The sequence below is a fragment of the Sphingobium sp. BYY-5 genome (assembly GCF_022758885.1).
Classification (GTDB): domain Bacteria; phylum Pseudomonadota; class Alphaproteobacteria; order Sphingomonadales; family Sphingomonadaceae; genus Sphingobium.
Map to the genome: position 1 here is coordinate 1,383,044 of NZ_JALEBH010000001.1, position 25,362 is coordinate 1,408,405.

Below are 25,362 nucleotides of genomic sequence, written 5' to 3' on the forward strand. Positions count from 1 at the left end.
GGCGGCGTTCTAGGCACGCGGCCATGGTTGCCGAGATAGATCCGTTCCACGCCATCGCCATCAGCCGCGAAGCCCATGCCCTGGAAGCGCAGGGCCGATCCATCCTGCACATGGAGTTCGGCCAGCCGTCGACCGGCGCGCCCGCCGCCGCCATCGCCGTGGCGCACGCGGTGCTGGACACCGATCCGATGGGCTATTGGGAAAGCCCGGCGCTCAAGGAGCGGATCGCGCGCCATTATGCCGAGCGGCACGGCATTGCCATCGATCCGGAGCAGGTCTTGCTGACCTGCGGTGCGTCGCCGGGCCTGGTGCTGGCGCTGACCAGCCTGTTCACGCCCGGCGCCCGCGTCGCCACCGCGCGGCCGGGCTATGTCGCCTATCGCAACAACCTGAAAGCGCTCTATCTGGAGCCGGTCGAGGTCGCCTGCGGCCCGGCCGATCGCTACCAGATCAGCGCAGACGCGCTGGCCCGGATCGATCCGGCTCCGCAAGGCCTCATCCTCGCCAGTCCCGCCAATCCCACCGGCACGATCATCCCGGCGGACGAACTGGAGCGAATCGCGAAAGTCTGCGCGGATCGCGGCATCCGCATCATTTCCGACGAAATCTATCATGGGCTGAGCTTCGGCGAACCGGCGCGATCGATGCTGGAGTTCGCACCCGACGCCGTGATCGTCAACAGCTTCTCCAAATATTACAGCATGGCCGGGTGGCGGCTGGGCTGGATCGTGGTGCCGAGCGACCTGATCGACGTCGCGCGGGCGCGGATGGGCAATCTCTTCCTGACGCCGCCGGTGCTGGCGCAGCGCGCGGGCCTGACCGCGTTCGATTGCACCGATGAACTGGAGGGGCATGTCGCCACCTATCGGCGCAACCGGCAATTGCTGCTCGACGCCCTGCCCGCGCTGGGCCTTGCCCGCATCGCGCCGCCCGATGGCGCTTTCTACATCTATGCCGACATCAGCCACCTGACCAATGACAGCCTCGGCTTCTGCCAGAGGCTGCTGCGCGAAACCGGGGTGGCGACCGCGCCGGGGATCGATTTCGATCCGGTCGACGGCCATCGCTTCATTCGGTTCAGCTTCGCCGTGTCGACCGACCGGATCGAGGACGCGATCGCGCGGATGATCCCCTGGTTCCAGGCGCAGGGCGGACGTTAGCCCCGCGTCCGGTCGAACACGTCCATCTCATAAGCGATGGACGCTTCGACCAGCTGCTCCCACAGGTCCGCGATCACGTCGCCGGGGACGCCCAGGCGTTCGGCTTCCGCGCGGGCGTTGGCGATCACCTGGGCCTTGCGCGCTTCATCGCGCACGGCGCCGCGATCAGGCTTGATCCGCGCGGCGGCGCGCATATGGGCGAAACGGAGGTCGAGCAGGGCGACGATCTGCCGGTCGATCTCATCGACACCGGCGCGCACCTCTGCCATGCTGCTATAGCTGTCGGGGTTCATGGGCGAAGGAATTAGGCCGCCTGCCCGCCCCTGTCGAGGCTTGACATGCCTGCCCCTTGCGGTCATAGGGCCGCCTTCGCGATTGGTCCCGTATCCCGGTGAAGCGGCGACCCTGTCCCTGAAACACGGAAAACAGGCGATACCGGGGAAACATTCACCCGCCCCGCAAGGCAGGTGGACACATGTTGTTGTTAGCATATCGAAGGACAGATTATGTCGAAGCGTTCCAGCGCAAAGTACAAGCTTGACCGCCGCATGGGCGAGAATATCTGGGGTCGCCCTAAGAGCCCGGTCAACAAGCGTGAATATGGCCCCGGCCAGCACGGCCAGCGCCGCAAGGGCAAGATGTCCGACTATGGCATCCAGCTCCGCGCCAAGCAAAAGCTGAAGGGCTATTACGGCGACATCACCGAGAAGCAGTTCAAGAAGAACTATTTCGAAGCCAGCCGTATGAAGGGCGACACCGGTCAGAACCTGATCGGCCTGCTGGAGCGTCGCCTGGACGCGGTCGTGTACCGCGCCAAGTTCGCGCCGACCATCTTCTCGGCCCGCCAGATCGTTTCGCACGGCCACATCTATGTGAACGGCGTGAAGTGCAACATCGCGTCGCGTCTGGTGAAGCCGGGCGACGAAATCACCCTGGGCAAGAAGGCGCAGGAAATGGCGCTGGTTCTGGAAGCACAGGGCCTGCCTGAGCGTGACATCCCTGATTATGTCGCCCCCGACGGCGCCGCCAAGGTCAGCTATGTCCGCGTACCTACGCTGGACGAAGTGCCCTATCCGGTGAAGATGGAACCGAACCTGGTCGTCGAATTTTATTCGCGCTAATCGGTTCTCCGAACAGAGTTACAAAAAGGGCGGCCCCGCAAGGAGCCGCCCTTTCTTGTTTGGTCGATCATGGCCTTTGCGAACCTGCCTCCTGAATGTCGGTGACGGGACGAAAATCCTCCCCTGGCAGGGGAGGTGGCGCGCGCGAAGCGCGTGACGGAGGGGCGATAGGGGAACACCCCTCCACCACTTCGTGGTCCCCCTCCCCTTACAGGGGAGGATGAAGGTTTGATCGCCCTCGGATGCGCGCGGCTGGAGCTTTCAACGCCATAGTCGCCTTGTTCTTTTGGCGCGTCGGGGTTTTGGACATAGGTTGGATCAGGAAGCGCGAGAGCATTCGTCGATATGGAAGGCAAGGCGTGACTTTCTGATGCGGCCTGGAGACAATTTCCTGCCAGCAGTCGCCTTGGGAGCGGCGATAGCACTCTTCGTCCACCCACAGATTGCCCGATCGATGCCGCAGGATGAAACGCAGGCCGCGGCTTTGAATATTGTCGTTGTTGGCAAGCGCCCCACCCCTGCAAGGATCGACTACAGGCTCCGAAGGGGTCAGCTTGGCTATTGCGGACCGCGAGACAAGCAGCAGGACCTTGCTTCGGTACATATGATCTGCGGGATCGTCGCGGATTGCGTGTTCAAAGGTCAGAAGGCTCCCTCTGCATTGCGCCAGTGCGTCGAGACGAGGATCGCGCAACGAGAGGAAAATGGCCGTAACTAATCCGGTACAGGCCGCCAAAATCCCCGAAAATTCCATGTGTTCAAGCAGAAGCCCCAAAGGCGACGCCCTTGCTTGCCCTTGTCCACGCCCGATGGCATGACCCCGCCATCATAAGAAAGGGGTATTCCCATGCGCAGTTCCATCGCGGCGATCGCCGCAATCCTTGTCCTGTCCGCGCCCGCCGTTGCGGCCGCAGCACCCGTCAGGTCCACCGCCGCCAAATCCGCCGAACCGTCGATCGAGACGATGAAGCGGCTGGTGAAGGAGCTTTCCTCCGACGCCTATGAGGGCCGCGCGCCCGGCAGCGCGGGTGAGGAAAAGACGCTTGCGCTGCTTTCCGCCGAATTTGCCAAGCTGGGCCTCAAGCCGGGCAACAAGGGCAGTTGGTTCCAGGACGTGCCGCTGGTGGAGATCACCGCGAAGAATGTGTCCGCGCTCAGCTTTACCGGCGGCAAGAGCAGCGTGACCGCCGCCTACGGTCCGGAGATGGTTGTCGGCACCTATCGCACGACTGAAAAACATATCGAACTCAAGGACAGCCCGGTCGTCTTCGTCGGCTATGGCATCAACGCGCCCGAAAAGGGCTGGAACGACTATGCCGGGCTGGACGTCAGGGGCAAGACCGTCATCATCCTGGTCAACGACCCTGACTATGAGACGCAGGGGCTGACCGGTCCGTTTAACGGCCGGGCCATGACCTATTATGGCCGCTGGACCTATAAATATGAGGAAGCCGCGCGGCAGGGCGCGGCCGCCGCGATCATCGTCCATGACACGGTGCCGGCCGCCTATGGCTGGAACGTCGTCCAGTCGAGCTGGACCGGCGCGCAGCATGTCGCCGACAGCGCCAATGGCAATGCGGGGCAGAGCCAGGCGATCGGCTGGGTCCAGAAGGACAAGGCCGCCGCCCTCTTCGCCAGTGCGGGCCTCAACCTCGATGCGCAGATGGCAGCCGCAAAGAAGCCGGGGTTCAAGGCGGTGCCGTTGACCGGCGTGACGGCCAATGTCTCCTTCGACAACGACCTGCGCAAGCATAGTTCGAAGAATGTCGTCGCGCTGCTGCCGGGCAAGGCGCGCCCGGACGAATATGTGCTCTACAGCGCGCATTGGGACCATCTGGGCCATTGCCAGGCCGCACCCGACGGCGATGACATCTGCAACGGCGCGGTGGACAACGCCACCGGCACCGCCGCGCTGGTCGCCCTGGCACAGGCCAATGTGAAGGCCGGGCCGACCGACCGCAGCCAGGTGTTCCTGGCAGTGACGGGGGAAGAATCCGGCCTGCTGGGATCGGCCTATTATGGCGCAAACCCGGTCTTCCCTTTCGCCAAGACGGTAGGCGGCGTGAACATGGACGCGCTCAGCGTCGCGGGCCTTGCGAAGAATGTCGTCGTGATCGGCAAGGGCAAGTCGCAGCTCGACGCCTATCTCGACCGCGCTCTCGCCGCGCAGGGCCGCGTCGCCACCGATGAACCGACCCCGGAAAAGGGCTATTATTACCGCTCCGATCATTTCAGCTTCGCCAAGCACGGCCTGCCGATGCTCTATTTCGAGGGCGGCGAGGATCTGGTGAAGGGCGGCACTGCGGCGGGCATGGCCGCGGCGGAGGATTATACCAAGAACCGCTATCATGGCCCCAAGGATGAATATGATCCCAATTGGGACTGGACCGGGGTGCTGGCCGACCTGAAGCTCTATTATGCCGTGGGCCGCGATTTGGCGACCACGAGCGACTGGCCCAACTGGGTGGAAGGCGACGAATTCCGCGCCATCCGCGACAAGGACCGGGCGGGGAAATAACGGGGATGGCTGGCGACGGCAAAATAGTGTCGCCAGCCATTCATGATCTTGAGTATAAGCGCGGCATGACCCAGAAATTCGACCGGCGCATCCTGCCGATCACGTCGGCCGTCGCCGCCGCCCTTCTCGCCACCGGCTGTTCGCGCAGCCCCGACACCGCCAATGCCGACGTGCGCGTCTGCCGCGACGCACAAGGGCGGCGGGTCGAGGACAGCAACTGCCGTTCACATAGCGGCGTCGCTACGGGCGCCTTCGTCTGGTATTTCCTCAATCGCGGCAGCGCGGTGGCGCGGGTCGGGCAGCCGCTCAGCGGCGGCTCGATCGCTCCGTCCTTCGGCAAAAGCTATGGCCAGGTATCGCCCGCCACAGTGACACGCGGCGGCCTGGGCCTGTCCGGGCGCAGCACCCTTTCCTGATGGAACGAATCGACTGCGCACCGCGATCGGGCTGGCAAAGCCGGGTGGAGGAACTCGGCCTCGTTTGGCACGGCGCGAACGACCGGCCCTATTGGAACGAAACAGCGGCTTATCGCTTCTCATCTGCCGAGGTGGAGACGATCGAGGCGGCGACGGCGGAACTTTACCGCCTGTTCCTGGCGGCCGGCCAGCATGTGCTAGATCGGAATCTTCTCGGCGATTTCGGGATTCCCGACTTCTGCCATGAGGCGATCCGGCAAAGCTGGGACGGGGAGCCGGCCGCGCTCAACTATGGCCGCTTCGACCTGGGCTATGACGGGTCAGGGCCGCCCAAATTGTTCGAATTCAACTGCGACACTCCCACCAGCCTGCTGGAAGCATCGGTCATCCAGTGGGACTGGAAGGAAGCCGTCTTCCCGAACGCCGACCAGTATAACAGCCTGCATGAGCGTCTGGTCGCCAAGTGGCGCGACATCGCCCCGCCGCGTGGCACGTCCAAGCTCCATCTCACCTATGTCGACGGCAATATGGGCGAGGATGCGGTCACGGTCGCCTATATGGCAGACACGGCGCAGCAGGCCGGGATCGACACACAGTTGATCCTGACAACCGATCTTGGCTGGGACAGCGCCGGTCGCCGCTTCGTCGACCTCGACAATCGGCAGATCGATGCGCTCTATCATCTCTATCCCTGGGAATGGATCATCCATGAACCCTTCGGACGGGAGGTGATCGAAAGCCTGTCCTCTACCCTCTGGATCGAGCCGATCTGGAAGATGATCTGGAGCAACAAGGCGATATTGCCGATCCTGTGGGATCTCTTTCCCGGCCATCCCAACCTGCTGGAGGCCAGCCGCGCGCCGATGAACGGCGATCATGTCGTGAAGCCCCTGCTCGCACGCGAAGGGGCCAATGTCCGCATCGTCAAGGACGGCGCGACAGTGGCGCAAAGCGATGGCGACTATGGCGAGGAAGGCTTCATCTACCAGCGGCTGTTCGACCTGCCGGGGAAAGGCGATCGGCGGCCGGTGCTGGGCAGTTGGGTGATCGATGGCGAGCCGACCGGTATGGGCATCCGCGAGGATGGCCCGATCACCGGCAATGGCGCCCGCTTCGTGCCGCACATCATCGCCTGAAGTTCAGCACGGGTTCAGGGATTCAAGGCGAATTTCACGGCATTGCCTGGAAGGAGAGCCTATGCGTTTCGCCCTTGCCCTGATGCTCCTTGCCAGCCCCGCCGCCCTGCCTGCCCAGATTGCGCCCGGATCGCAGCCGGAAACTGCACCCGGCCCCATCGGCGTGAGGATCATGCCGTCCACCGGCGCGGATCATGAACTGCGTGAATCGCGCGAGCGTATTCGCGAAGGCCGCAAGAGCGGCACGCTGAAGAAAAGCCAGGCGCGCGGTCTCCGCCGGGAAGCCAACCAGAATGACGCGCTGGCCGAACGCTATGGCCGCGACGGCCTGTCCGATTCCAAGCGGCGCGAACTCGAAATGCGCGGACGGGCGCTCCAGAGCCTGACCGAAGCGCAGCGGACACAGCCCAGGCGCCCTTGATGCCTCACTGCCCCGCCGGGGAATAGGTCCAGTTCTGCGCCGCACTGCCGTCCATCTTCGCTGTTTCCGCCATGAGCAGCCGGCCTTCGCGCCAGTAGCGGATGCGTTGGGGATAATCATGGTCCGGGTTGGCGAAGGTGATGTCCCGGACGCCCTGTTCGACGACGGGAAAGATCGTCGCGGTCCCGCCTTCCGGCGCGCCGTGGAAGGCCAGCGATCCGTCGGCGGCGCGTACGATGCGCATGACTTCCCAGGACCGCAGGCTTTCCCCACGGCCCGTCCGGCCCACGCCGATCATCACCCCGCCGCGCGGCAGCGTCCAGACTTCCTCGGTCCAGCGGTCGCCGATCTCCTGTTGCCATTCCCCGGTCAGCCAGGACGGTAATTCCCCGGCACTGACCGTGGCGGACAGACCCAGCAGCAGCATCGCCGCGATGGTGGAAACTCTTTTCTTCATGGCCGTCAGCCCCTGTCCAGACCCATAAGGGCGCGCTATGGAGCGCGCATGATCCCGCTATCACGGATCGGCCCCCGCCGAGCAAGGATGAACCCATGACTTTCCGTATGCCTGCCGAATGGGCGCCGCACGACTGGACCTGGATCGGCTTTCCGACCAATCCCGCCGAATGGCCCGGCGCCTTCGAGGAAGCCCGGCAACAGATCGCCACCTTCGCCAGCGCGCTCCATGCCGATGGCAAGGGCGAGGAGGTGCGGCTGGTCGTCGCCAATGACGGCGATGCCAACGCGGCCCGTGCGCTGGTCACGCCCGGCGTCACCATCGTCGTGGAGAAGCTGGGCGACGTCTGGCTGCGCGACACCGCGCCGATCGCGGTGCTGAACGGCGCGGGCGCCAGAGAGCATGGGCGTGCGCTGGTCGATTTCGGCTTCAACGGCTGGGGCGGCAAATATCAGATGCCCGGCGACGAGGATATCGGCGCGCGCCTGGCCGCCGCCACGGGCCTGCCGACATCCACCCAACATTGGGTGTTCGAGGGCGGCGCGATCGATACCGACGGCACCGGCCTGTTCGTCTCGACCGAGCAATGTTTGCTCAATCCCAATCGCAACCCGGACCTGGATCGCGGCAAGATCGAGACTTTGCTCGCCGGCAGCCTGGGCCTGTCCGACATGCTGTGGCTGGGTGACGGGCTGCTCAACGACCATACCGACGGGCATGTCGACAACCTCGCCCGCTTCGTCGCCCCCGGCAAGCTGGCGCTGCCCATCGCAACCACCGATGACGATCCCAACGCCGACCTCTACGCCGATGCGCGCGCCCGCGCGAAAGCGCATGGCGTCGAGGTGGTGGACATCCCCTCCCCCGGCCGAGTCGAGGTGGATGGCGAGGCGATCCCCGCCAGCTACATGAATTTCTACGTCGGCAATGCGGCCGTCATCGTCCCCATCTACGGCCGGCCCAACGATCAGGCTGCGCTCGACGCCTTCCGCCCCTTCTTTCCGGGACGGGAAATTATCGGCCTGCGCAGCGACGCCATATTGTCGGGCGGCGGCAGCTTCCATTGTTGCAGCCAGCAGCTGCCATCGCTCGTCTGAACGAACATCATTGCGCATCGGGCCGGATAGGATCAATCTTTGTTCCGATCCGGCCAGAGTCGCCGGGCAGGGAGACATGCTCATGATCCGCACGCCTTTTCGCGTCGCTCTGACGCTGCTGCTTCTCACCGGCGCGACCGCCTCTTCCGCACAACTGCCTAACCTGGGCGGCCTGCTCGGCGGGGGGCTGCCCAATATCGCATCGGTCGGCGCAGGCAATGCGGCGGGCGTGCTCAGCTATTGCGTGAAGAACAAGCTGGTAAACGCCACCAGCGCCAGTTCGGTGTTGGGCAAGCTGACCGGCAAGCCCGGCGTCAAGGAATCGAGCGGGTTCAAGCTGGGGCAGAACGGCACCCTCCAGAGCGACGAAAACAGCTTCTCGCTCGGCAGCCTGAAGGCCAAGGCGAAGACCAAGGCGTGCGACCTGGTGCTGAACCACGCGACCTCGCTGCTCTGAGAGATTCTTTGGGAATGCGCCTATCGGCGCATTACGGCACCGGCCCTCTCCCCCACCCGGCCACCCAACGGCAGTATCATATGGGTGGCCGGGTGGGGGTGAGGGCCGGTGCGGTCTCAAAATGCGCTCTTCCGCGCATTTTCGCACAAACTCTGACGAGATGGGATCAACAAGACGGTTCATGGCCGGTGGCATGTCCGCCGGACATTCTCTATATGGCGCCCTGTTCCCCGCCATGGAGTGAAGAATGACAAGCGTGACCGTCGCCGCCCTGCAACTCGCCTTTTCGGACGACATGGGCGACAATATCGCCATGGTCGCCGATCATGTGACCAGGGCCGCGGCGCGCGGCGCGAAGATCATCCTGCCGCCCGAACTGTTCGAAGGCCCCTATTTCTGCCGGGTCGAGGATGAGGCGCTGTTCGCCAGCGCCCAGCCGACCGACAGCCATCCGGCTGTGCAGGAGATGCGCAAGCTGGCCAGGGAGCTGGGCGTCTACATCCCGACCAGCTATTTCGAGCGCGATGGCCATCATTATTACAACTCGCTCGCCATGATCGATGATGAAGGCGAGATCATGGGCGTCTATCGCAAGAGCCATATTCCCGACGGGCCGGGCTATGAGGAAAAATATTATTTCCGCCCCGGCAATAGCGGCTTCAAGGTGTGGAACACCCGATATGGCACGATCGGCGTCGGCATCTGCTGGGACCAATGGTATCCCGAAACCGCGCGCTGCATGGCGTTGATGGGCGCGGAGATGCTCTTTTATCCGACCGCGATCGGCTCCGAACCCTATGATGCCGATCTGGACACCAGCCGCATGTGGCGCCGCGCGATGATCGGCCATGCCGTCAGCAACTGTATGCCCGTCATCGCCGCCAACCGCATCGGGGATGAAGAGGGACAGCTCTTTTACGGCCATAGTTTCATCAGCGATGAATGGGGCGACTATCTGGCTGACGCCGACGCGAAGGACAGCGGCGCGCTGGTGGCGACGCTGGACCTTGCCAAGGCGAAGATCCACCGCGCCGGCATGGGCTTCTTCCGCGACCGCCGGCCGGAACTGTACGGGCGGATCGCGCAGGATATCTGACGGAGCAAGACCATGACGGACAGCCAATGATTGCAGACGAATGACTCCGGATGAAATGACGAACGACCAGGATAATGGTCTGAGCAGGCCGCAAAGGCGCTTGCTGAAACGGCTCTACAATGCCCGCGCCATTCCCGTCATCGCGGATGGCCGGCCGTTCCTGACCTACAAGGATGCCGTGCGCCATCTGCTGTCGCTTGCCACCGATCAGCGCGACGCGGCCTATGCGGAAATGAAGGCCCATGCCAGGGACAAGGCGCGATAGGCGCTGCATGGCCGAACCATTTCACCTTTATGCGCTGGCGCTGGGATCGAACCGGCCGCTGTCCGCGCGCCGCACGCCGCCGCGCCTGCTGGCGGAAGCCACGGTCCTGATCGGCGATCGGGCACGGGTGCTGGCGGTGTCGCCGACGATCTTCACCCCCCCGCTCGGCCCATCGACCCGGATTTTCGCCAATGGCGCGCTGCTGGTGGAAAGCGCCCTGCCTCCGCCCGCCATGCTCGCCTTCCTCCAGTCGATCGAAAACCGTCTCGGCCGCCGCCGTCATCGCCGCTGGGGCGCGCGCAGCGTGGACATCGACATCATCCTCTGGTCGGGCGGATGCTGGCGCAGCCGCACGCTGACTATCCCCCACGCCGCCTTTCGCAACCGCTATTTCGTCCTCACGCCGCTTCGAGCCACAGCGCCAGGCTGGCGCGACCCGCATACGGGCCTTGCCATCCGCCATCTCCACGCCCGCCTGCAAAAAGCGAAACCCAAGGTTGACCAGCCGCCCCGCCCCCATTAGGGCGTCCTCCACCGCACGGACGGGTCCATAGCTCAGTCGGTAGAGCAACTGACTTTTAATCAGTAGGTCGCTGGTTCGAACCCAGCTGGACTCACCACCTATCCCTTTGAAATAAAATAGATTTATCGGAGCGCGGCGTCAGTATGGGCGTCCACATCGATTCGGCGGGCGTGGATCGCCATGCCCTCGCCCCATCCATCAGGATATTACGCGACCCTCATGCCGGGCGTCCGTTGCGCTAATGCGGACACCTCAGAATGCTAGTTTATAGTCAGACCGCTTCAACGACAGCACCGTTCCGATGTGCAGCCCTTGCCAATGCGATGGAGGAATGTTCGCGGCTTCGAGAGCTTGCTCCGAAAAATCCTGTGTCACATCAAACTTGTCCGGCAGAGAAACGATCTTCCCCAAATGAGATCCAACATCGTCCCTGCCGAACTTCCTGACATGGTCATATTGTCCAAATCTTCTGGACCGCTCCTGATCGCCTATATCTTCAAAGGTCTCATCAAAACGACCGGCCATGAAAGGTATTATGCACAGGTGCGTTCCTGTTTTCTTGAGCATCCTGTGTAAATGAAATAGTGTATACGCAATATTGCAGGGAATATGTTCCATAACATGAATATGAAAGATATAATCATATTCTTCCGATGGCCAATGATCCAGATCAGTTAAATCTATCTTTCTACATCCTTCTGCGAATGCATAATTCTCCGGAGAAATATCCGCAGTTGTGTACCCATCGCCCAATTTATCCCTTAATCCTTGATATATTCCCCTTTCTGGCGCAATATGAAGAACCTTATCTCCTCTTGAGATATTGAAACGTTCCACATACATCCAGAATAATCTGGTGCGTTCCAAGGATTCGCAATTTCTGCATCGAACATTTTTCCGACTGTTCATGTCGACAAAATCTTCACATCCGCAAATATTACACTTCATCACAGCCCTCACCATAAGTAGAATATAATGTACGGTTTTCCCTTTAAACCGCAAGATTGTCTTTGATCGCCCTATCCGCGATTCGACATTCGCTTCTACAAATCTGCTCCTTCAGACCCGATATCTGTCAATCAGCGCGTCCGCCACGCCCTGACGCAATTGCGCGCGCACCGGATAGGCGTTGGATGGCAGCAACTGGGTCATGAAGATGCCGATCAGCCGTTCGACCGGATCGATCCAGAAATAGGTCGAAAAAACACCGCCCCAATAATATTCGCCGCCGCCCAGCCCCACGGCGAAGCCCAGGCCGAAGCCCACGCCCTGATAGTCCGCTTCGCTGAACATGCCGCTGGACAGGCTGGCCAGATCGCCGCCACCGGGCAGCCGGTTCCCGCGCATCTGCTCGACCGTTTCGGACGCAAGCAGACGCACGCCGTCCAATTCCCCGCCTCGCAGCAACATGCGCGCGAAGCGATGATAGTCCGCCGCGCAGGACACGAGACCGCCGCCGCCCGACAGGAAACGTTCCCGTCGCCAACCGCTGCGCGCGCCATGGTCGGCGACCGACCGGCCACTACCTTCTTCCAGCCGCCAGGCGTCGGTCAGGCGGTACGCCTTGTCGCCCGGCAGCAGGAAGCCCGTATCCGCCATGCCGAGCGGATCGAAGATGTGGCGGCGGAAGGCGCGCTCCAGATCGAGGCCCGTCAGCCGCTCGATCACGACGCCCAGCACATCGGTGGACACCGAATAATTCCATCGCTCGCCCGGCGAAAATTCCAGCGGCAGCGTGGCCAGGTCGGCGATGAACTGGTCAGATGTGCGTTTCTGCTGGAACTCGTCCAACCCCAGCTTGCGATAGCGCGCGTCGATCGATGTCTGGCGTTGCAGGCCGTAGGTCAGACCCGATGCATGGCGCAGCAGGTCGACCATCAGCATCGGCCGCCTGGGCCGCGTGCGATTGGCGCGCCCGACTCGCAGGTCCGCAAATTCCGGGATGATGTCCGCCACAGGGGTATCGAGCGCGACTTTCCCTTGCCCGACCATCATCATAAAGGCAACCGACGTGACCGGCTTGGTCATCGAGGCGATGCGGTAGAGCGCATCGTCGCGCAACGGATCGCCCTTCGCCCGCGCCGCTCCCCGCGTCACCGACAGGATAGGCCGTTCGTCGCGCGAGAGCAGGAACTGCATGTGCGGCAACTTGCCCGATTCGATGTAGGTCCGGTCCAGAAAGCCCAGCAACGCATCCAGCCGGTCCGGGTCCATCCCCGCCGCCTGCGCCGCCGCCCTGTCCAGACCTTCCGCCATGCACCCTATGCTCCTGCCCGTCCCGGACGAAGGGCTAAAGCAGCCATGCACGCAGGTAAACAGCCTTGCGGATTGCCAAGACCCCTTCCTCCCCTCTATGGCAACCCGCCTGATCGCCACGCATTGGACAAAGACAGGCATGGCCACCGGCCTTTCCGCGATATTCATGGCAAACCGCCCCGCCCTGCTGCGCTTCCTGCGCGCGCGCGGCGCGGGTGAAGATGCCGAGGATCTGCTGCAGGACATGTGGGTGAAGCTGGAGGCCAAGGATATCGGCCCCGTCGCCGACCCGCTGCCCTATCTTTATCGCATGGCGAATAATCTGATGCTGGATCGTTATCGATCCGCCACCCGGCGCGAACGCCGCGAACAGGATTGGGCGGAGGGCGCGGGCGGCGTGATGGCGGACCCCACCGACGATGTCGCCGTGGATGAACGGATGATCTTGAACCAGCGCCTGGATCAGGCGCGCGGCGTGCTCCGCAGTCTGGGGCCGCGGGTGGAACTGGTGTTCCGCCGTTTCCGGATCGAAGGCGTGGGACAGAAGATCATCGCCGACGAGCTGGGGGTCAGCCTGACAACCGTCGAAAAGGATCTGCAAAAGGCCTATCGTGCGATGTTTGCGCTCAAGCAGAAAATGGATACGGAATGAGCGCGTCGGTGGCGTCAATCTCTGTAAGGGGCAAGAGATGAACAGGGCTGAAGCCATGATGAACCAGGAGGCGCTCGCGTGGGTAATCCGCACGCGCGATCCCCAATTTGACGACTGGGACGCCTTCACCATCTGGCTGGAGGGCGACCCTACGCACGCAGGGGCCTATGACGCCCTGATGGCGGCGGATGCCGATCTGGAGGCGATCATCCCGCCCGAACCGGTAGCGATGCCGGTGGCGGCGAACGACGTCGAACCCAGGCGCCGCCCATGGCGCTGGGTCGGCGGCGGCGCGGTCGCGGCGGCGCTGGTCGCAGCCATTTCCATCGGCACGCTCAATCGCGCCGACATCTACACCGTCACCACCCAGCCGGGCGAGACACGCAATATCGCACTTGGCGACGGCACGAAAATCGAACTGAACGGCGACACCAGCCTACGGCTCGACCGCAAGGATGCGCGCTTCGCTGCCCTGGACAAGGGCGAAGCAGCCTTCACCGTGCGGCATGACGGCGCCAATCCCTTCCGTGTGACGGTGGGCGACGCGGTGTTCGAGGATGCCGGCACGGTGTTCAACATCGTCCATGCCGGCGGCGCGACGCGAATCGGCGTGTCCGAAGGCAAGGTCATCTACAATCCGCAGGCCGAAGCCATCGCCCTGCCCGCCGGGCGCGGGCTGGCCAATGACGAACAGGGCCTGCGCGTGATGGACGTCACGCCGACCGCCGTCGCAAGCTGGCGACAGGGCAGCCTGATCTATGCCAACGCGCCCGTGACCCAGGTGGGCGAGGATATTGCCCGCTCGCTCGGCATCACGGTCCGCTTCACGCCGCAGGCCGGGGTCAGCCGCTTCACGGGCACCATCCGCCTCGACAGGAATCCCGCGCGCTTCTTCGCCGGAGCCGCGCCGCTCATGGGCCTTTCCGCCGTGCAGCAGGGTGACGCATGGTTGCTGAAGGAAGGGGATGCTCCGCAGAACTGACCTTCATCTCGTCACCGCCCTCGCCATAGCGAGCGCAGCGCCCGCGCAAGCGGCGGACAGACAGGCCATCAGCATCGCCCCCGGCAGGTTGGGTGAGGCGACCATTGCGCTCGGCCGTCAGACAGGGGTCAGCATCGGCATGTCCGACCAGTCGCTGGCCGGCATCGCCACGGCAGGCATGGAGGGCAGATTGAGCGTCGAGGCCGCGCTCAAGCGCCTGCTAAAGGGCACCGGCGCGACGGCCCGGCGGATCGACGCCACCACCTGGCGCATCGTGCGCGCCCATCATGCGTCTGCGTCGTCAGCCGCGTCCGCTGCGCCGATCCAGGTCGCGCCGGCGCCCGAACAACCGCCCGTCGAGATCATCGTCACCGCGTCCAAGCGCGACATCCCCTTGCCCCGCTATGCCGGCATGGTCGAGGCGCTGGACGATCGCACCTTTACCAGCGGCGAAGCGGCGAGCGGCTCCGCCACCCTGTTGGCGCGGGTCGCCAGCCTCAGCTCCACCTATGCCGGCAATGGCCGCAACAAGCTGTTCATCCGCGCCATCGCGGATTCCGGCGTCGCCGGGCCGACCCAGGCGACAACGGGCCAATATTTCGGCGACATGCGGCTCAACTATGCCGCGCCCGATCCCGACTTGAAACTCTACGACGTCAGCCGGGTCGAGGTGCTGGAAGGGCCGCAAGGCACGCTCTATGGCGCGGGATCGCTGGGCGGGATCATCCGCATCATGCCCAACGCCCCCAATCTGGGCGAATATGGCGGGCAGATATCAGCGGGCCTTTCCGCCATTCAGCATGGCGACCCCGGCGGCGACCTTTCCGCCACGCTCAACCTGCCCATCGTCGCGGAGAAGGTGGCGTTGCGCCTGGTCGGCTATGGCGTGCAGGAAGGCGGCTATATCGACGACGCCAACCGTGACAAGGACGACGTCAACCGCGTGCGTACCTATGGCGGGCGAGCGGCGTTGCGCATTGCGCCCGACGAGAATTGGGTCATCGACCTGAGCGGCGTCTACCAGCATATCGATGGCGATGACGCCCAATATGCGACACGCTCGGTCGGTCGCCTCGAACGCGCCTCCGCCGTCGCCCAACCTTATGATTCCGACTATCTGCTGGGCAATGTCCGCATCGAGCGGCAGTGGGACAATCTGCGCTTCGTATCCTCGACCGGTTATGTCCGGCACGAATTGAACGAAAGCTATGATGCGACCCAGCCAGGCAGCGCGCCCGCTCTTTTCCGTCAGAATAATCTGGTCAATATTTTTTCCACCGAAAACCGGCTGGTACGCGACCTGGACAATGGCCTGGGCTGGATATTGGGCGCTTCCTATCTCCAGAGCACGTCCCGCCTCCATCGGTCGCTGACGTCATTCGGAACCATGCCCGCGCAGCCGGAAGTCATTCCGGGCGTACCGGTCTATGGCATGGGCATGGCCGCTGCCGCGACTGGCGTGCGCAACAGCGTCAGGGAAGCGACCCTGTTCGGCGAAGCATCCTTCGAACCGGTCAAGGGCCTGATCGCCACGGTTGGCGGGCGGCTGACCAACAGCCGTCTGTCGGGTGAAGCGCTCGATCCCGTCGCGGCGCTCTCCTTCGCCGACCTGGCGCGAGCCGAAGCACAGGCGGATCGCAATGAAACGGTCTTCCTGCCGTCCGCTTCCATCCTCACCGATTCTATTCCCGGCGTCACCCTCTACGCCAAGTTCCAGCAGGGCTTCCGCCCCGGCGGCCTGGCGGTCGACGATCAGCGTGTCCGCCGGTTCCAGAACGACCGCATCTCCACATTCGAGATCGGCTTCCGCAAGGGCGCGCCGGGGCGCGATCCGATCGCGATCAGCGCCAATGTCGCCTATACCGACTGGCGCGACATCCAGGCCGATGTCACCGACCGGATCGGCCTGCCCACCACCGCCAATATCGGCGACGGGCGCATCTACACGGTCGAAGGGCGGATCGTCGTGCGCCCGATCCCCGCGATGACCCTGGACGGCAGCTTCATCTATAATGACAGCCGCCTCAGCCAGCCGGCCCAGTTCCTGCGCACCTTGTCCTATGACGGGCGGTCGCTGTCACTGCCCAATGTCGCCAATCTTGGCGGGCGGATCGCCTTCGACTATCGGGCACCGCTGGGCGACGATCTGGATTTCCATCTGAACGGTGCGGCCCGATATGTGGGCAAGTCGCGGCTGGGCGTCGGGCCGATCCTGGGGCGGACCCAGGGCAACTATGTCGACACCAGCCTGACCGCCAGCCTGACCCATGGCGTTGTGCAATATTCGCTGTCGCTCACCAATCTGCTCGACAGTGACGGCAACCGTTTTTCGCTCGGCACCCCCTTCGACCTGCGCACCGATTATTACACACCAATGCGCCCCCGCACCCTGCGGATCGGGGTCGACTTCGCTTTCTGAACAACCGTTCATCGCATTGCCTGACGGAATGCACCGTTCGGCGCCGTCTCATGCGCACGCGCCATGAAATCGAGCGCGGCACGCAGAGGAGACATCATGCGACATTTATTGGCCTGCACGGCCATCGCCCCCGTGCTGGCGGCCCTGACGGTGGCCGAAGCGGCAGCCGACACCACGATCGGCACCGCCACCACGACCGCCGTCAAAACATCAACCATCGCCAGCGGTGCAGCCGATAATCTCATCATCAGCTCTGCGGGATCGATCACCCTGACCAGCGGCACAGCCGTCACCGTCGACAGCAGCAACAGCGTATCCAACGCGGGCACCATCACGATCAACGATGCGGACAATGTCACGGGCATCCTGGTCGCGCCCGGCACGACCGGCGCCATCACCAACAGCGGCACCATCACGCTGACCGAAAATTATACCGCGACCGACACCGACAGCGACGGCGATCTGGACGGCCCCTTCGCCAAGGGGACGGGCAAGAATGCCATCTGGGTCCAGTCCGGCGCGGCCCATGTCGGCAATATCGACCATAGCGGCACCATCTCGATCGAGGGCAACCAGTCGGCGGGCATTCGCCTGGACAGCACGCTGACAGGCAATTTGTCGACCAGCGGCACAACCTCCGTCATCGGCGACAACAGCTATGGCGTGCTGGCCAATGACATCAGCGGCAATGCCACGCTGCGTGGCACCACCACCGTCACCGGCGCGAACAGCATCGGCGCAGCGCTGCTGGGCGATGTCGGCGGCACGCTCAAGATCCAGGGCGCCATCACCAGCACCGGCTATCGCTACACCACCCGCCCCACCGACGTGTCGAAGCTGGACGCGGACGACCTGCTGCAGGGCGGATCGGCCATCGTCATCGCGGGCAATGTCGCTGGCGGCGTCATCTTCGACATACCGCCGACGCTCAGCGACACGGACACCGACGTCGATGATGACGGGCTGACCGACAGCACCGAAGGTTCCGCCGCCGTCGTCACATATGGTTCCGCCGCCGCGGTTCAGGTCGGCGCGGCCGATGCCAACACCGTAATCGGCGCCGTGACCGGCGACAGTTCGGGCTATGGCCTGATCGTCAAGGGCGGCATCGCCGGTTACGGCATCTATGACGGCGTCAACGCCAACGGCCTGGTCGTCGGCGGGCTGGGCGGCAATGTCGACATCGCCAAGGGCATATTGGTCAGCGGCACCGTCGCCGCCGTCTCCTATGACAGCAACGCCACGGGCCTGCGCCTGGGTTCGGGCGCCAGCGCCGGCACGGTCGAGGTCAACGGCACCGTGGGCGCGACCGGCGCGTCGAAAAGCGGCACCGCCGCGCGCGGCCTGGTGATCGATTCCGGCGCGACCGTCGGCAATATCAAGGTCGGCGGCACCATCGTCGCAACCGCGCTGGACAATAAGAACGGCACCGCCATCGCCATCCTCGATTCGTCCGGCACCGTCTCCAGCCTGTCCAACACCGGCACGATCAGTGCGTCTGGCGGCGTTACCAATGTCGCGATCGACCTGAGCGCCAACAGCAGCGGCATCACCCTGACGCAGGCGCGGGCCTCCTCCACCGCTTCGGCCCCGAAAATCACGGGCGACATTCTGCTGGGTGCGGGCAATGACGCAGTGACGGTTTCCGCGGGCAGCATCACCGGCAATATCAGCTTCGGCGCTGGCGATGACAGCCTCTCCTTGTCCGGCACGTCCAGCCTGACCGGCAATGTCGCCTTCGGCACCGGCAATGCGTCGCTGTCGCTGGCCGACAGCGCGGCAATCACCGGCGGTGTCGATTTCGGCGGCGGCAACGGCACGCTGACGCTGGGCGGCACATCATCCCTGTCGGGCGCGATCAGCAATGGCGGCGGCATGGCCGTGGTGCTGAACGGCGGCACGCTCAACGCCACCAACACCGGCAGCGTCAGCCTGGCGTCGCTTTCGGCCAGCGCGACATCGACCATCGGCGTCACCATCAATGCCGCCACCGGCGCGCATACAACATATGACGTGGCTGGCGCCGCCAGCTTCGCCAGCGGATCTGAGGTCAGGGTCAACCTGGCCCAGGTCGGCGGATCGGCAGGCGATTATGTCATCGTCCGCGCCGGATCATTGAGCGGCGCCCCGGTACTCGATACCGAAACGCTGCTGCCCTATATGTTCAAGGGCAGCGTCGCGAGCGACAGCAGCGCAGGCACCGTCACCCTCTCCGTCGCCGCCAAGAGCGTATCGGAACTGGGGCTGACCGGATCACTGGCGCGCGCCTATCCGGCGATCTTCAACGCGCTCGACAATGACAGCGAAATCGCCAACGCCTATCTGGGCATCACCGACGGCAGCACGCTCAACGCCAACCTGCGCCAGATGCTGCCCGATCATGCCGGCGGCACGTTCGAAGCGGTGACGGCAGGCTCACGAGCGACCGCACGCATCCTGTCGGACCCCAACGGCATCTACCGGACCAAGGACGGCCGCCTGGGCTTCTGGTTGCAGCAGGTGGCCTTCGGCAGCGCCAAGAGCGTGGGCAGCACCGCTTCCTACGACATCACCGGTTGGGGTGCGGGCGGCGGCGCGGAGTATCTGACCGATCTCGGCGCGTTCGGCGGATCGCTTGCCTATATCCATGGCAGCGATTCCAGCGGCGGTTCCAACAATGCGGTCGATTCCGACCAATATGAGCTGGCGGCGCACTGGCGCGGCCAATGGGGTCCGCTGCTCGCCTTCGCCCGCCTGTCCGCCGCAACGATCAACTTTTCGGGCACGCGCCATTTCGAAAATGGCGACGTCACCCGTACCGCCAACGGCAAATGGAACGGCAGGCTCTATTCGGCCACGGCCGGCGCGTCATACCAGTTTCAAATGGGCCGTTTTGGCCTGCGCCCGGCGGTGGGTATCGACTATTATCGCCTGAAGGAGGACGGCTATGCCGAAACCGGCGGCGGCGATGCGTTCAACCTGACCGTGCTGGGCCGCACCAGCGACGAAACGACCGCCAACGGCACGGTGACGGCGGGCTATGACTTTGGCAGCCTCAACCCGGAAGAGGGCTGGCTGCGCCTGGAACTGGAGGGCGGCCGGCGCCAGATCGTCGGCGGATCGCTCGGCAACACCACCGCTTATTTCAAGGGCGGCGACCAGTTCACCCTAGTTTCGGAAGAACGCACCAGCGGCTGGACCGGGCGGGCGCGCCTCTATGGCGGCACGGAAAGTTTCCGCATCGGCGGCGAAGTCGGCGCGGAGGAACAACAAAATCACGTCGCCCTCTCATTTAGGGCGACGGTTAACTTCATCCTGTGACGTCTAGCTGATGAATGGACGGGCCACACCCCACAGACCCTCCCGGTCCGTCCGTTTCGCTCCGGCATGACGCCCCTCCCCAAGGGGCGCCGGGCACAAAAAGAGGGGCGTCGCCGGTCCCCCCCGGTGGCGCCCCTTGTCTTTGTGCGATAGTCCCGGCTTTATTCCGTCTTGATTTCGACCGGCTTCAGCTTCGCGCTCATGGCGTCGAAGGTGCTTTTGTCCGAAGGGGACAGATTGGGACGGCCGGCCATGATCCCCATCGAAATACTGCACTTGGAATAATAGGTTTCGCCCGGCTCGATCTCCAGCCGCAGCGTATCGGTCGCCTCGCTCTTGACCGAATATTCGTGAATGCCCGGTTCGGCATAAACCACCGCAAACTTGCCCGGCGGCAGGCTGGTCAACTTCTCCTCCTTCTCATGCACCGCGCAGGAAATGGCCGCGCCCATCAGGCCACCCTTGCGAAAGAAGATGATCTTCCCCTTGCCTTCGGGAATATCGGACATGGCAGCGCCCGCCGCAGCGATTTCCGGTGCGTCCTGCGCGACCGCCGATGTCGCGCAACCGATCGCCACCAGCGTCAAGATCACATGGCTCTTCATTCCATACCCTCCCGTTGAAAATTCAGTTGCCGCCCGGCGAAGAGACGAACGGCAGATCGGCCACCAATTTGGCCTGTCCCCTGGTGCCCGCGGGTACATCGACGTCACCACCGGCCATGAACAGCGCAACCGGCACCGCGATCAGGCTGAGCCACGCCGCTTCGTCCGTGCGGCTCGTTCCCGCCTGCGCGAAGCGAAAGCTGCGCAGGGCAATCCTCTGCCCCTGATGCTCGATGAAGCGGGCCGCCAGGATCAACTCACCGGCCTTGCCCGCCGCACGCGCCCGCGCGGCATGGATCACCTCGCCCTCGCCCGGCGCGCCTTCCGGAACGACGATCGCCCCGTTCAGCACGACCGGCACCGTGGTCCGAATTCGGAAACGATCCCCCGGCTTGGACAGCTTGGAATTGAGCGGGTCCAATATCTCGAAATCGACATATGTGCCTGCCGGCACGGAGGATGTGGCCGGCTCCGGGCGCGTCACGACCGGTTCTGTCCCGGCTTGCGCAGGCATCGAAAGGCCAAGGCCCAGAAACGCAACAGCCCACAGCCCGATGCGCACCATCTTCCCCCGTTCAGGCCACGAGTCCCCCCGACTCGCTGCGGCCTGACCAAGGGCTTATCGCCCGATTTTATGGGCGTATAGAGGGAAGGCGGCGATCAGCTCGCCAGCCCCTTCTTCACCAGTTCGTTCACGACCTGCGGATTGGCCTTGCCCTGCATCGCCTTCATCGTCTGGCCGACGAAGAAGCCGAACAGCGCTTCCTTGCCGCCCTTATACTGTTCGACCTTGTCGCCATTGTCGGCCAGCACCTTGGCCACCGCCGCCTCGATCGCGCCGGTGTCGCTGGTCTGCTTGAGGCCCTTTTCCTCGACGATCTTCGCGGGCTTGTCGCCGGTTTCGAGCATGATCTCGAACACCTGCTTGGCGATGGTGCCGCTGATCGTGCCGTCCGCCACCAGCGCCAGCAATTCGGCGCCTTCTTCAGGGCTTACCGGGCTATCCTCAAGCGATTTCCCAATCCGGTTGAGCGCGCCGTACAGTTCCGACAGCAGCCAGTTGGCCGAAGCCTTGGCGACCTCGCCCTCGCTCTTCTTCTGGATGCGTGCGCCTTCGGCCAGCAGCGCTTCGAACCAGCGCGCCGTTTCGGCGTCCGCCGTCAGTGTCGCGGCGTTATAGGCGGAAAGGCCCAGCCCCTGCTCGTAGCGCTGACGCTTGGCGTCGGGCAGTTCGGGCAGCGACTGACGGCATTCCTCCAGAAACGCGTCGTCCAGTTCCAACGGTAGCAGATCGGGATCGGGGAAGTAGCGATAGTCATGCGCGTCTTCCTTCGACCGCATCGAGCGCGTTTCGTTCCTGTCCGGGTCATAGAGCCGGGTTTCCTGTACGATCTTGCCCCCGGCCTCCAGCACATCGACCTGACGGTTCGCCTCATATTCGACGACCGCCATGACGAAGCGGACCGAATTGACGTTCTTCGTCTCGGTGCGGGTGCCGAATTCTTCGCCCGGCTTGCGCACCGATACGTTCACGTCGGCGCGCATCGAACCCTGGTCCATATTGCCATCGCACGACCCGACATAGCGCAGGATCGTCCGCAGCTTCGACAGATAAGCCCCTGCTTCTGCAGGAGAACGCATATCGGGTTTCGACACGATTTCCATCAACGCCACGCCCGACCGGTTAAGGTCGACATAGGAACTGGTGGGATGCTGGTCATGCATCAGCTTGCCGGCGTCCTGCTCGACATGGATGCGCTCGACGCCGATCACCTTGGTGCTGGTTTCCGGGTTCTTCTCATCCAGCACGATCTCGATCTGCCCCTCGCCCACGATCGGATGATAGAGCTGGCTGATCTGATAGCCCTGCGGCAGGTCGGCATAGAAATAATTCTTGCGGTCGAAGCGCGACCATTTGTTGATCTGCGCGTCGATCGCCATGCCGGTGCGCACCGCCTGGCGGATGCATTCGCGATTGGGGACAGGCAACATGCCGGGCATGGCCGCGTCGACCAGCGACACCTGCGTGTTCGGCTCCGCGCCGAAAGCCGTGGCCGCGCCGGAAAAGAGCTTCGCCTGGCTCGTCACCTGGGCATGGACTTCCAGGCCGATCACGACCTCCCACTCCCCGGTTGCGCCCTGAATCCTGTAGCTGCTCATAGTTCGTTCCGATGATGAAGATAGACAATGACGGTCAGCGCCGCATCGCTGACCAACAGGGCGAAAAGCCAGGTCGCGGTCAACAGCCGAAGGATGACGACCTCGAAACCGAGCATCCGTCCGGCATGATGCGCCCACAGGCCGCACACGACGCTGAGGCTGATGAAGACCGCCCCCAGCTTGAACTCGCCGCGCAGGATGACGTTGTTGCCCACGCACAGGCCCAGGATGAACAGGGCGACGGCGACGAAAAACTGGGCCAGCATGACATGGTCGAAGGGATGGTTGTCGATATCCGCCAGCGAATTGCCCGCATAGGCGCTGAGCAAAGCCCCGAAGGCGATGTTCAGCGCATTCTGCGCCTCTCGCAGAATGTCGACATTCCGTTCCCGGAACCTGTCGATGCTCACCACCATTTCTCCGGCCGCGCCGTGAAGCCCGCGCGCTCTTCGATGGCAAGGCCCGCATTCAGCACGGTCTGCTCGTCCAGCGCCTTGCCGATGATCTGGAGGCCCAGCGGCAATCCCGCCGAATCCAGCCCGCCCGGCACCGCCATGGCGGGCAGCCCCGCCAGCGACGCCGGCACGGTGAAGACGTCGTTCAGGTACATGGCCAGCGGATCGGCCTGCTTCTCGCCCAACGCGAAGGACGCGCTCGGCGCGGTCGGCGTCAGCAGCAGGTCGCACTTCTCGAAAGCCAGCTCGAAATCGCGCGCGATCAGCGCCCGGACCTTCTGCGCCTGGGTATAATAGGCGTCGTAAAAGCCTGCTGACAATACATAGGTGCCGATCATGATGCGGCGCTTGACCTCCGGCCCGAAACCGGCGGCGCGGGTAGCGGCATACATGTCCTGCAACCCCGCCCCATCGGGCAGATCGCGCTGGCCGTACCGCACGCCGTCATAACGGGCGAGGTTGGACGATGCTTCGGCCGGGGCGATGATATAATAGGTCGGCAGCGCATATTTGGTGTGGGGCAGCGACACCTCGACCACCTCGGCGCCCGCGTCCTTCAACCATGCGATGCCGCGATCCCACAAGGCCGCGATTTCCGCGTTCAGGCCATCGGGGCGATATTCCCTGGGAATGCCGACCTTCTTGCCCTTGAGATCGCTCGACAGATTGGCTTCCCACTGGGGAACGGCCAGATCGAGGCTGGTCGAATCCTTTGGATCGAAGCCCGCCATCACCTCCAGCAGGATCGCATTGTCGCGCACCGTCCGCGCCATCGGCCCGGCCTGGTCCAGCGACGAGGCGAAGGCGACAATGCCCCAGCGCGAACAACGGCCATAGGTCGGCTTGATGCCGCTGATGCCGGTAAAGGCCGCAGGCTGGCGGATCGATCCGCCGGTATCGGTCCCGGTCGCCGCCGGGCAAAGCCGCGCGGAAATGGCCGACGATGACCCGCCCGAAGACCCACCCGGCGCCAGCGCAGCATTGTCGCCACCACTCCGCCGCCAGGGCGAGATGACATTGCCATAATAGCTGGTCTCGTTGGAGGAGCCCATGGCGAACTGGTCGAGGTTCAGCTTGCCCAGCATCCCCGCGCCCGCATCCCAAAGCTTTTTCGAAACGGTGGACTCATAGGTCGGCACGAAACCTTCCAGCATGTGGCTGGCGGCGGTCGTCTGCACGCCTTCGGTGCAGAACAGATCCTTCATGCCGATCGGCACGCCTGAAAGCGGTCCCAGCGCTTCGCCCGCAGCCTTCGCCTTGTCGGCGGCATCGGCAGCGTCCAGCGCCTTTTCCGGCGTTTCGACGATGAAGGCGTTCAGCGCCTTGGCTGCGGCGACATTGGCGTTGAACGCCTGCGCCACGTCGCGCGCCGAAAAATCACCCGCGCGGAAGCCGTCGCGGATTTCGGCTACGGTAAGGTCAGTAAGATCGGTCATGCCACTCCCTCGTCATGCTGACGAAAGTCAGCATCCAGGGCTACTGGACGCAGAGTCTTTGTTTTCCGGATCCCCGCTGGTGCGGGGATGATCGAGCGATGCCGCACCGTCATCACTCGATCACCTTCGGCACCGCGAAAAAGCCATGTTCGGCCTGCGGCGCGTTGGCCAGCACCTTGTCGCGCACATTGCCGTCGGTGACGGCATCCTCGCGCAGGCGCTGGTGGTTCGGGATCACGGCGGTCATCGGCTGCACGCCGGTCACGTCCACCTCGCCCAGTTGCTCCACCCAGCCAAGGATGTTGTTGAGTTCGGGCACCATCGCTTCGGCTTCGGCGTCAGTCACCGAAATGCGCGAAAGGCTGGCGATCTTTTTCACGGTCTGAAGGTCTATCGACATGGGCCGCCGCTACCACCCGTGCCCGTCCGC

Annotated in this window: 26 protein-coding genes and 1 tRNA gene; 16 read left to right on the top strand and 11 right to left on the bottom strand. The window is 63.7% G+C overall.

Annotated features, from left to right (window positions below):
• Nucleotides 1–23: 23 nt before the first annotated feature.
• On the top strand, nt 24–1,160 hold the full coding sequence (locus MOK15_RS06550; protein ID WP_242930857.1) for an aminotransferase class I/II-fold pyridoxal phosphate-dependent enzyme: 1,137 nt from the start codon (nt 24–26) through the stop codon (nt 1,158–1,160).
• Here the strand turns inward: MOK15_RS06550 and MOK15_RS06555 are convergent.
• Nucleotides 1,157–1,453: a chorismate mutase gene (locus tag MOK15_RS06555; protein WP_242930858.1), complete on the bottom strand. Its 297-nt coding sequence runs from the start codon at nt 1,451–1,453 to the stop codon at nt 1,157–1,159. The two genes, MOK15_RS06550 and MOK15_RS06555, sit on opposite strands and share 4 nt — an antisense overlap.
• A gap of 213 nt (nt 1,454–1,666) precedes the next feature.
• On the opposite strand from MOK15_RS06555, the gene rpsD reads away from it, so the two are divergent.
• Entirely contained in the window at nt 1,667–2,281 is a 615-nt protein-coding gene (rpsD, locus tag MOK15_RS06560) for a 30S ribosomal protein S4 (protein ID WP_242930859.1), read from the top strand.
• Nucleotides 2,282–2,489: 208 nt separating this feature from the next.
• Here the strand turns inward: rpsD and MOK15_RS06565 are convergent, their stop codons facing one another.
• Nucleotides 2,490–3,056 (bottom strand): hypothetical protein, encoded by a 567-nt coding sequence (locus MOK15_RS06565; RefSeq protein ID WP_242930860.1) that lies wholly within the window; start codon nt 3,054–3,056, stop codon nt 2,490–2,492.
• 72 nt (nt 3,057–3,128) lie between these two features.
• Between MOK15_RS06565 and MOK15_RS06570 the strand changes: the two genes are divergently transcribed.
• The 4 genes from MOK15_RS06570 (at nt 3,129) to MOK15_RS06585 (ending at nt 6,772) form a co-directional block, all read left to right on the top strand.
• Nucleotides 3,129–4,799, top strand: a complete 1,671-nt coding sequence (locus MOK15_RS06570) for a M28 family metallopeptidase (RefSeq protein WP_242930861.1) — start codon at nt 3,129–3,131, stop codon at nt 4,797–4,799.
• Nucleotides 4,800–4,864: 65 nt separating this feature from the next.
• Nucleotides 4,865–5,215 (top strand): hypothetical protein, encoded by a 351-nt coding sequence (locus MOK15_RS06575; protein WP_242930862.1) that lies wholly within the window; start codon nt 4,865–4,867, stop codon nt 5,213–5,215.
• Entirely contained in the window at nt 5,215–6,351 is a 1,137-nt protein-coding gene (locus tag MOK15_RS06580) for a glutathionylspermidine synthase family protein (RefSeq protein WP_242930863.1), read from the top strand. The genes MOK15_RS06575 and MOK15_RS06580 overlap by 1 nt, the downstream gene beginning before the upstream one ends.
• 61 nt (nt 6,352–6,412) lie before the next feature.
• The gene (locus MOK15_RS06585; RefSeq protein WP_242930864.1) at nt 6,413–6,772 is read left to right on the top strand and encodes a hypothetical protein; all 360 of its coding nucleotides are present in this window, start codon (nt 6,413–6,415) and stop codon (nt 6,770–6,772) included.
• A gap of 4 nt (nt 6,773–6,776) precedes the next feature.
• On the opposite strand, the gene MOK15_RS06590 is transcribed toward MOK15_RS06585, so the two are convergent.
• Nucleotides 6,777–7,229 carry a DUF6265 family protein gene (locus tag MOK15_RS06590; protein ID WP_242930865.1) on the bottom strand — a complete coding sequence of 151 codons (453 nt, stop codon included), beginning with the start codon at nt 7,227–7,229 and terminating at the stop codon, nt 6,777–6,779.
• A 95-nt stretch (nt 7,230–7,324) separates the two neighbouring features.
• On the opposite strand from MOK15_RS06590, the gene MOK15_RS06595 reads away from it, so the two are divergent.
• From MOK15_RS06595 to MOK15_RS06620, 6 genes are all read left to right on the top strand, one after another.
• Nucleotides 7,325–8,326, top strand: a complete 1,002-nt coding sequence (locus MOK15_RS06595; RefSeq protein WP_242930866.1) for an agmatine deiminase family protein — start codon at nt 7,325–7,327, stop codon at nt 8,324–8,326.
• A gap of 82 nt (nt 8,327–8,408) precedes the next feature.
• Complete coding sequence (locus tag MOK15_RS06600) at nt 8,409–8,783, top strand: DUF2501 domain-containing protein (RefSeq protein ID WP_242930867.1); 375 nt, start codon at nt 8,409–8,411, stop codon at nt 8,781–8,783.
• 247 nt (nt 8,784–9,030) lie between these two features.
• Nucleotides 9,031–9,879, top strand: a complete 849-nt coding sequence (aguB, locus tag MOK15_RS06605; protein WP_242930868.1) for an N-carbamoylputrescine amidase — start codon at nt 9,031–9,033, stop codon at nt 9,877–9,879.
• 55 nt (nt 9,880–9,934) lie between these two features.
• Nucleotides 9,935–10,144 (top strand): hypothetical protein, encoded by a 210-nt coding sequence (locus MOK15_RS06610; protein WP_242930869.1) that lies wholly within the window; start codon nt 9,935–9,937, stop codon nt 10,142–10,144.
• Nucleotides 10,145–10,151: 7 nt separating this feature from the next.
• The gene (gene folK, locus MOK15_RS06615) at nt 10,152–10,667 is read left to right on the top strand and encodes a 2-amino-4-hydroxy-6-hydroxymethyldihydropteridine diphosphokinase (RefSeq protein WP_242930870.1); all 516 of its coding nucleotides are present in this window, start codon (nt 10,152–10,154) and stop codon (nt 10,665–10,667) included.
• A gap of 21 nt (nt 10,668–10,688) precedes the next feature.
• A tRNA-Lys gene (locus tag MOK15_RS06620) sits at nt 10,689–10,764 on the top strand.
• Nucleotides 10,765–10,919: 155 nt separating this feature from the next.
• Here MOK15_RS06620 and MOK15_RS06625 read toward each other — a convergent pair.
• Together MOK15_RS06625 and MOK15_RS06630 are read right to left on the bottom strand one after the other, a co-directional pair.
• Entirely contained in the window at nt 10,920–11,534 is a 615-nt protein-coding gene (locus MOK15_RS06625; RefSeq protein ID WP_242930871.1) for a class I SAM-dependent methyltransferase, read from the bottom strand.
• Between the two features lie 192 nt (nt 11,535–11,726).
• Entirely contained in the window at nt 11,727–12,923 is a 1,197-nt protein-coding gene (locus MOK15_RS06630) for a serine hydrolase domain-containing protein (RefSeq protein ID WP_242930872.1), read from the bottom strand.
• A gap of 139 nt (nt 12,924–13,062) precedes the next feature.
• Here MOK15_RS06630 and MOK15_RS06635 point away from each other — a divergent pair, with 139 nt between their 5' ends.
• The 4 genes from MOK15_RS06635 (at nt 13,063) to MOK15_RS06650 (ending at nt 20,276) form a co-directional block, all read left to right on the top strand.
• The gene (locus MOK15_RS06635; protein WP_242932660.1) at nt 13,063–13,575 is read left to right on the top strand and encodes a sigma-70 family RNA polymerase sigma factor; all 513 of its coding nucleotides are present in this window, start codon (nt 13,063–13,065) and stop codon (nt 13,573–13,575) included.
• 55 nt (nt 13,576–13,630) lie between these two features.
• Complete coding sequence (locus MOK15_RS06640) at nt 13,631–14,557, top strand: FecR domain-containing protein (protein WP_242932661.1); 927 nt, start codon at nt 13,631–13,633, stop codon at nt 14,555–14,557.
• Nucleotides 14,541–16,976: a TonB-dependent receptor gene (locus MOK15_RS06645; protein ID WP_242930873.1), complete on the top strand. Its 2,436-nt coding sequence runs from the start codon at nt 14,541–14,543 to the stop codon at nt 16,974–16,976. The genes MOK15_RS06640 and MOK15_RS06645 overlap by 17 nt, the downstream gene beginning before the upstream one ends.
• A gap of 96 nt (nt 16,977–17,072) precedes the next feature.
• Nucleotides 17,073–20,276 (top strand): autotransporter outer membrane beta-barrel domain-containing protein, encoded by a 3,204-nt coding sequence (locus MOK15_RS06650; RefSeq protein ID WP_242930874.1) that lies wholly within the window; start codon nt 17,073–17,075, stop codon nt 20,274–20,276.
• A gap of 161 nt (nt 20,277–20,437) precedes the next feature.
• On the opposite strand, the gene MOK15_RS06655 is transcribed toward MOK15_RS06650, so the two are convergent.
• From MOK15_RS06655 to gatC, 6 genes are all read right to left on the bottom strand, one after another.
• The gene (locus MOK15_RS06655) at nt 20,438–20,881 is read right to left on the bottom strand and encodes a DUF2846 domain-containing protein (RefSeq protein ID WP_242930875.1); all 444 of its coding nucleotides are present in this window, start codon (nt 20,879–20,881) and stop codon (nt 20,438–20,440) included.
• 22 nt (nt 20,882–20,903) lie between these two features.
• Nucleotides 20,904–21,446, bottom strand: coding sequence for a hypothetical protein (locus MOK15_RS06660; protein WP_242930876.1), 543 nt, complete (start codon nt 21,444–21,446; stop codon nt 20,904–20,906).
• A 95-nt stretch (nt 21,447–21,541) separates the two neighbouring features.
• Nucleotides 21,542–23,041 (bottom strand): Asp-tRNA(Asn)/Glu-tRNA(Gln) amidotransferase subunit GatB, encoded by a 1,500-nt coding sequence (gene gatB, locus MOK15_RS06665; RefSeq protein ID WP_242930877.1) that lies wholly within the window; start codon nt 23,039–23,041, stop codon nt 21,542–21,544.
• A complete protein-coding gene (locus MOK15_RS06670; RefSeq protein ID WP_242930878.1) occupies nt 23,038–23,457 on the bottom strand; it encodes a hypothetical protein in 420 nt (139 codons plus the stop codon). Before MOK15_RS06670 ends, gatB begins: the two co-directional genes overlap by 4 nt.
• A complete protein-coding gene (gene gatA / locus MOK15_RS06675; protein ID WP_242930879.1) occupies nt 23,448–24,932 on the bottom strand; it encodes an Asp-tRNA(Asn)/Glu-tRNA(Gln) amidotransferase subunit GatA in 1,485 nt (494 codons plus the stop codon). Before gatA ends, MOK15_RS06670 begins: the two co-directional genes overlap by 10 nt.
• 112 nt (nt 24,933–25,044) lie before the next feature.
• On the bottom strand, nt 25,045–25,332 hold the full coding sequence (gene gatC, locus MOK15_RS06680) for an Asp-tRNA(Asn)/Glu-tRNA(Gln) amidotransferase subunit GatC (protein ID WP_242930880.1): 288 nt from the start codon (nt 25,330–25,332) through the stop codon (nt 25,045–25,047).
• Between the last annotated feature and the right edge of the window lie 30 nt (nt 25,333–25,362).

Excerpts from the sequence above, each read along its gene's own strand:
- MOK15_RS06550 (WP_242930857.1), top strand. The coding sequence starts at position 24 with ATGGTTGCCGAGATAGATCCGTTCCACGCCATCGCCATCAGCCGCGAA.
- MOK15_RS06555 (WP_242930858.1), bottom strand. The coding sequence starts at position 1,453 with ATGAACCCCGACAGCTATAGCAGCATGGCAGAGGTGCGCGCCGGTGTC.
- rpsD (WP_242930859.1), top strand. The coding sequence starts at position 1,667 with ATGTCGAAGCGTTCCAGCGCAAAGTACAAGCTTGACCGCCGCATGGGC.
- MOK15_RS06570 (WP_242930861.1), top strand. The coding sequence starts at position 3,129 with ATGCGCAGTTCCATCGCGGCGATCGCCGCAATCCTTGTCCTGTCCGCG.
- MOK15_RS06575 (WP_242930862.1), top strand. The coding sequence starts at position 4,865 with ATGACCCAGAAATTCGACCGGCGCATCCTGCCGATCACGTCGGCCGTC.
- MOK15_RS06580 (WP_242930863.1), top strand. The coding sequence starts at position 5,215 with ATGGAACGAATCGACTGCGCACCGCGATCGGGCTGGCAAAGCCGGGTG.
- MOK15_RS06585 (WP_242930864.1), top strand. The coding sequence starts at position 6,413 with ATGCGTTTCGCCCTTGCCCTGATGCTCCTTGCCAGCCCCGCCGCCCTG.
- MOK15_RS06590 (WP_242930865.1), bottom strand. The coding sequence starts at position 7,229 with ATGAAGAAAAGAGTTTCCACCATCGCGGCGATGCTGCTGCTGGGTCTG.
- MOK15_RS06595 (WP_242930866.1), top strand. The coding sequence starts at position 7,325 with ATGACTTTCCGTATGCCTGCCGAATGGGCGCCGCACGACTGGACCTGG.
- MOK15_RS06600 (WP_242930867.1), top strand. The coding sequence starts at position 8,409 with ATGATCCGCACGCCTTTTCGCGTCGCTCTGACGCTGCTGCTTCTCACC.
- aguB (WP_242930868.1), top strand. The coding sequence starts at position 9,031 with ATGACAAGCGTGACCGTCGCCGCCCTGCAACTCGCCTTTTCGGACGAC.
- MOK15_RS06610 (WP_242930869.1), top strand. The coding sequence starts at position 9,935 with ATGACGAACGACCAGGATAATGGTCTGAGCAGGCCGCAAAGGCGCTTG.
- folK (WP_242930870.1), top strand. The coding sequence starts at position 10,152 with ATGGCCGAACCATTTCACCTTTATGCGCTGGCGCTGGGATCGAACCGG.
- MOK15_RS06630 (WP_242930872.1), bottom strand. The coding sequence starts at position 12,923 with ATGGCGGAAGGTCTGGACAGGGCGGCGGCGCAGGCGGCGGGGATGGAC.
- MOK15_RS06635 (WP_242932660.1), top strand. The coding sequence starts at position 13,063 with ATGGCCACCGGCCTTTCCGCGATATTCATGGCAAACCGCCCCGCCCTG.
- MOK15_RS06640 (WP_242932661.1), top strand. The coding sequence starts at position 13,631 with ATGATGAACCAGGAGGCGCTCGCGTGGGTAATCCGCACGCGCGATCCC.
- MOK15_RS06645 (WP_242930873.1), top strand. The coding sequence starts at position 14,541 with ATGCTCCGCAGAACTGACCTTCATCTCGTCACCGCCCTCGCCATAGCG.
- MOK15_RS06650 (WP_242930874.1), top strand. The coding sequence starts at position 17,073 with ATGCGACATTTATTGGCCTGCACGGCCATCGCCCCCGTGCTGGCGGCC.
- MOK15_RS06655 (WP_242930875.1), bottom strand. The coding sequence starts at position 20,881 with ATGAAGAGCCATGTGATCTTGACGCTGGTGGCGATCGGTTGCGCGACA.
- MOK15_RS06660 (WP_242930876.1), bottom strand. The coding sequence starts at position 21,446 with ATGGTGCGCATCGGGCTGTGGGCTGTTGCGTTTCTGGGCCTTGGCCTT.
- gatB (WP_242930877.1), bottom strand. The coding sequence starts at position 23,041 with ATGAGCAGCTACAGGATTCAGGGCGCAACCGGGGAGTGGGAGGTCGTG.
- MOK15_RS06670 (WP_242930878.1), bottom strand. The coding sequence starts at position 23,457 with ATGGTGGTGAGCATCGACAGGTTCCGGGAACGGAATGTCGACATTCTG.
- gatA (WP_242930879.1), bottom strand. The coding sequence starts at position 24,932 with ATGACCGATCTTACTGACCTTACCGTAGCCGAAATCCGCGACGGCTTC.
- gatC (WP_242930880.1), bottom strand. The coding sequence starts at position 25,332 with ATGTCGATAGACCTTCAGACCGTGAAAAAGATCGCCAGCCTTTCGCGC.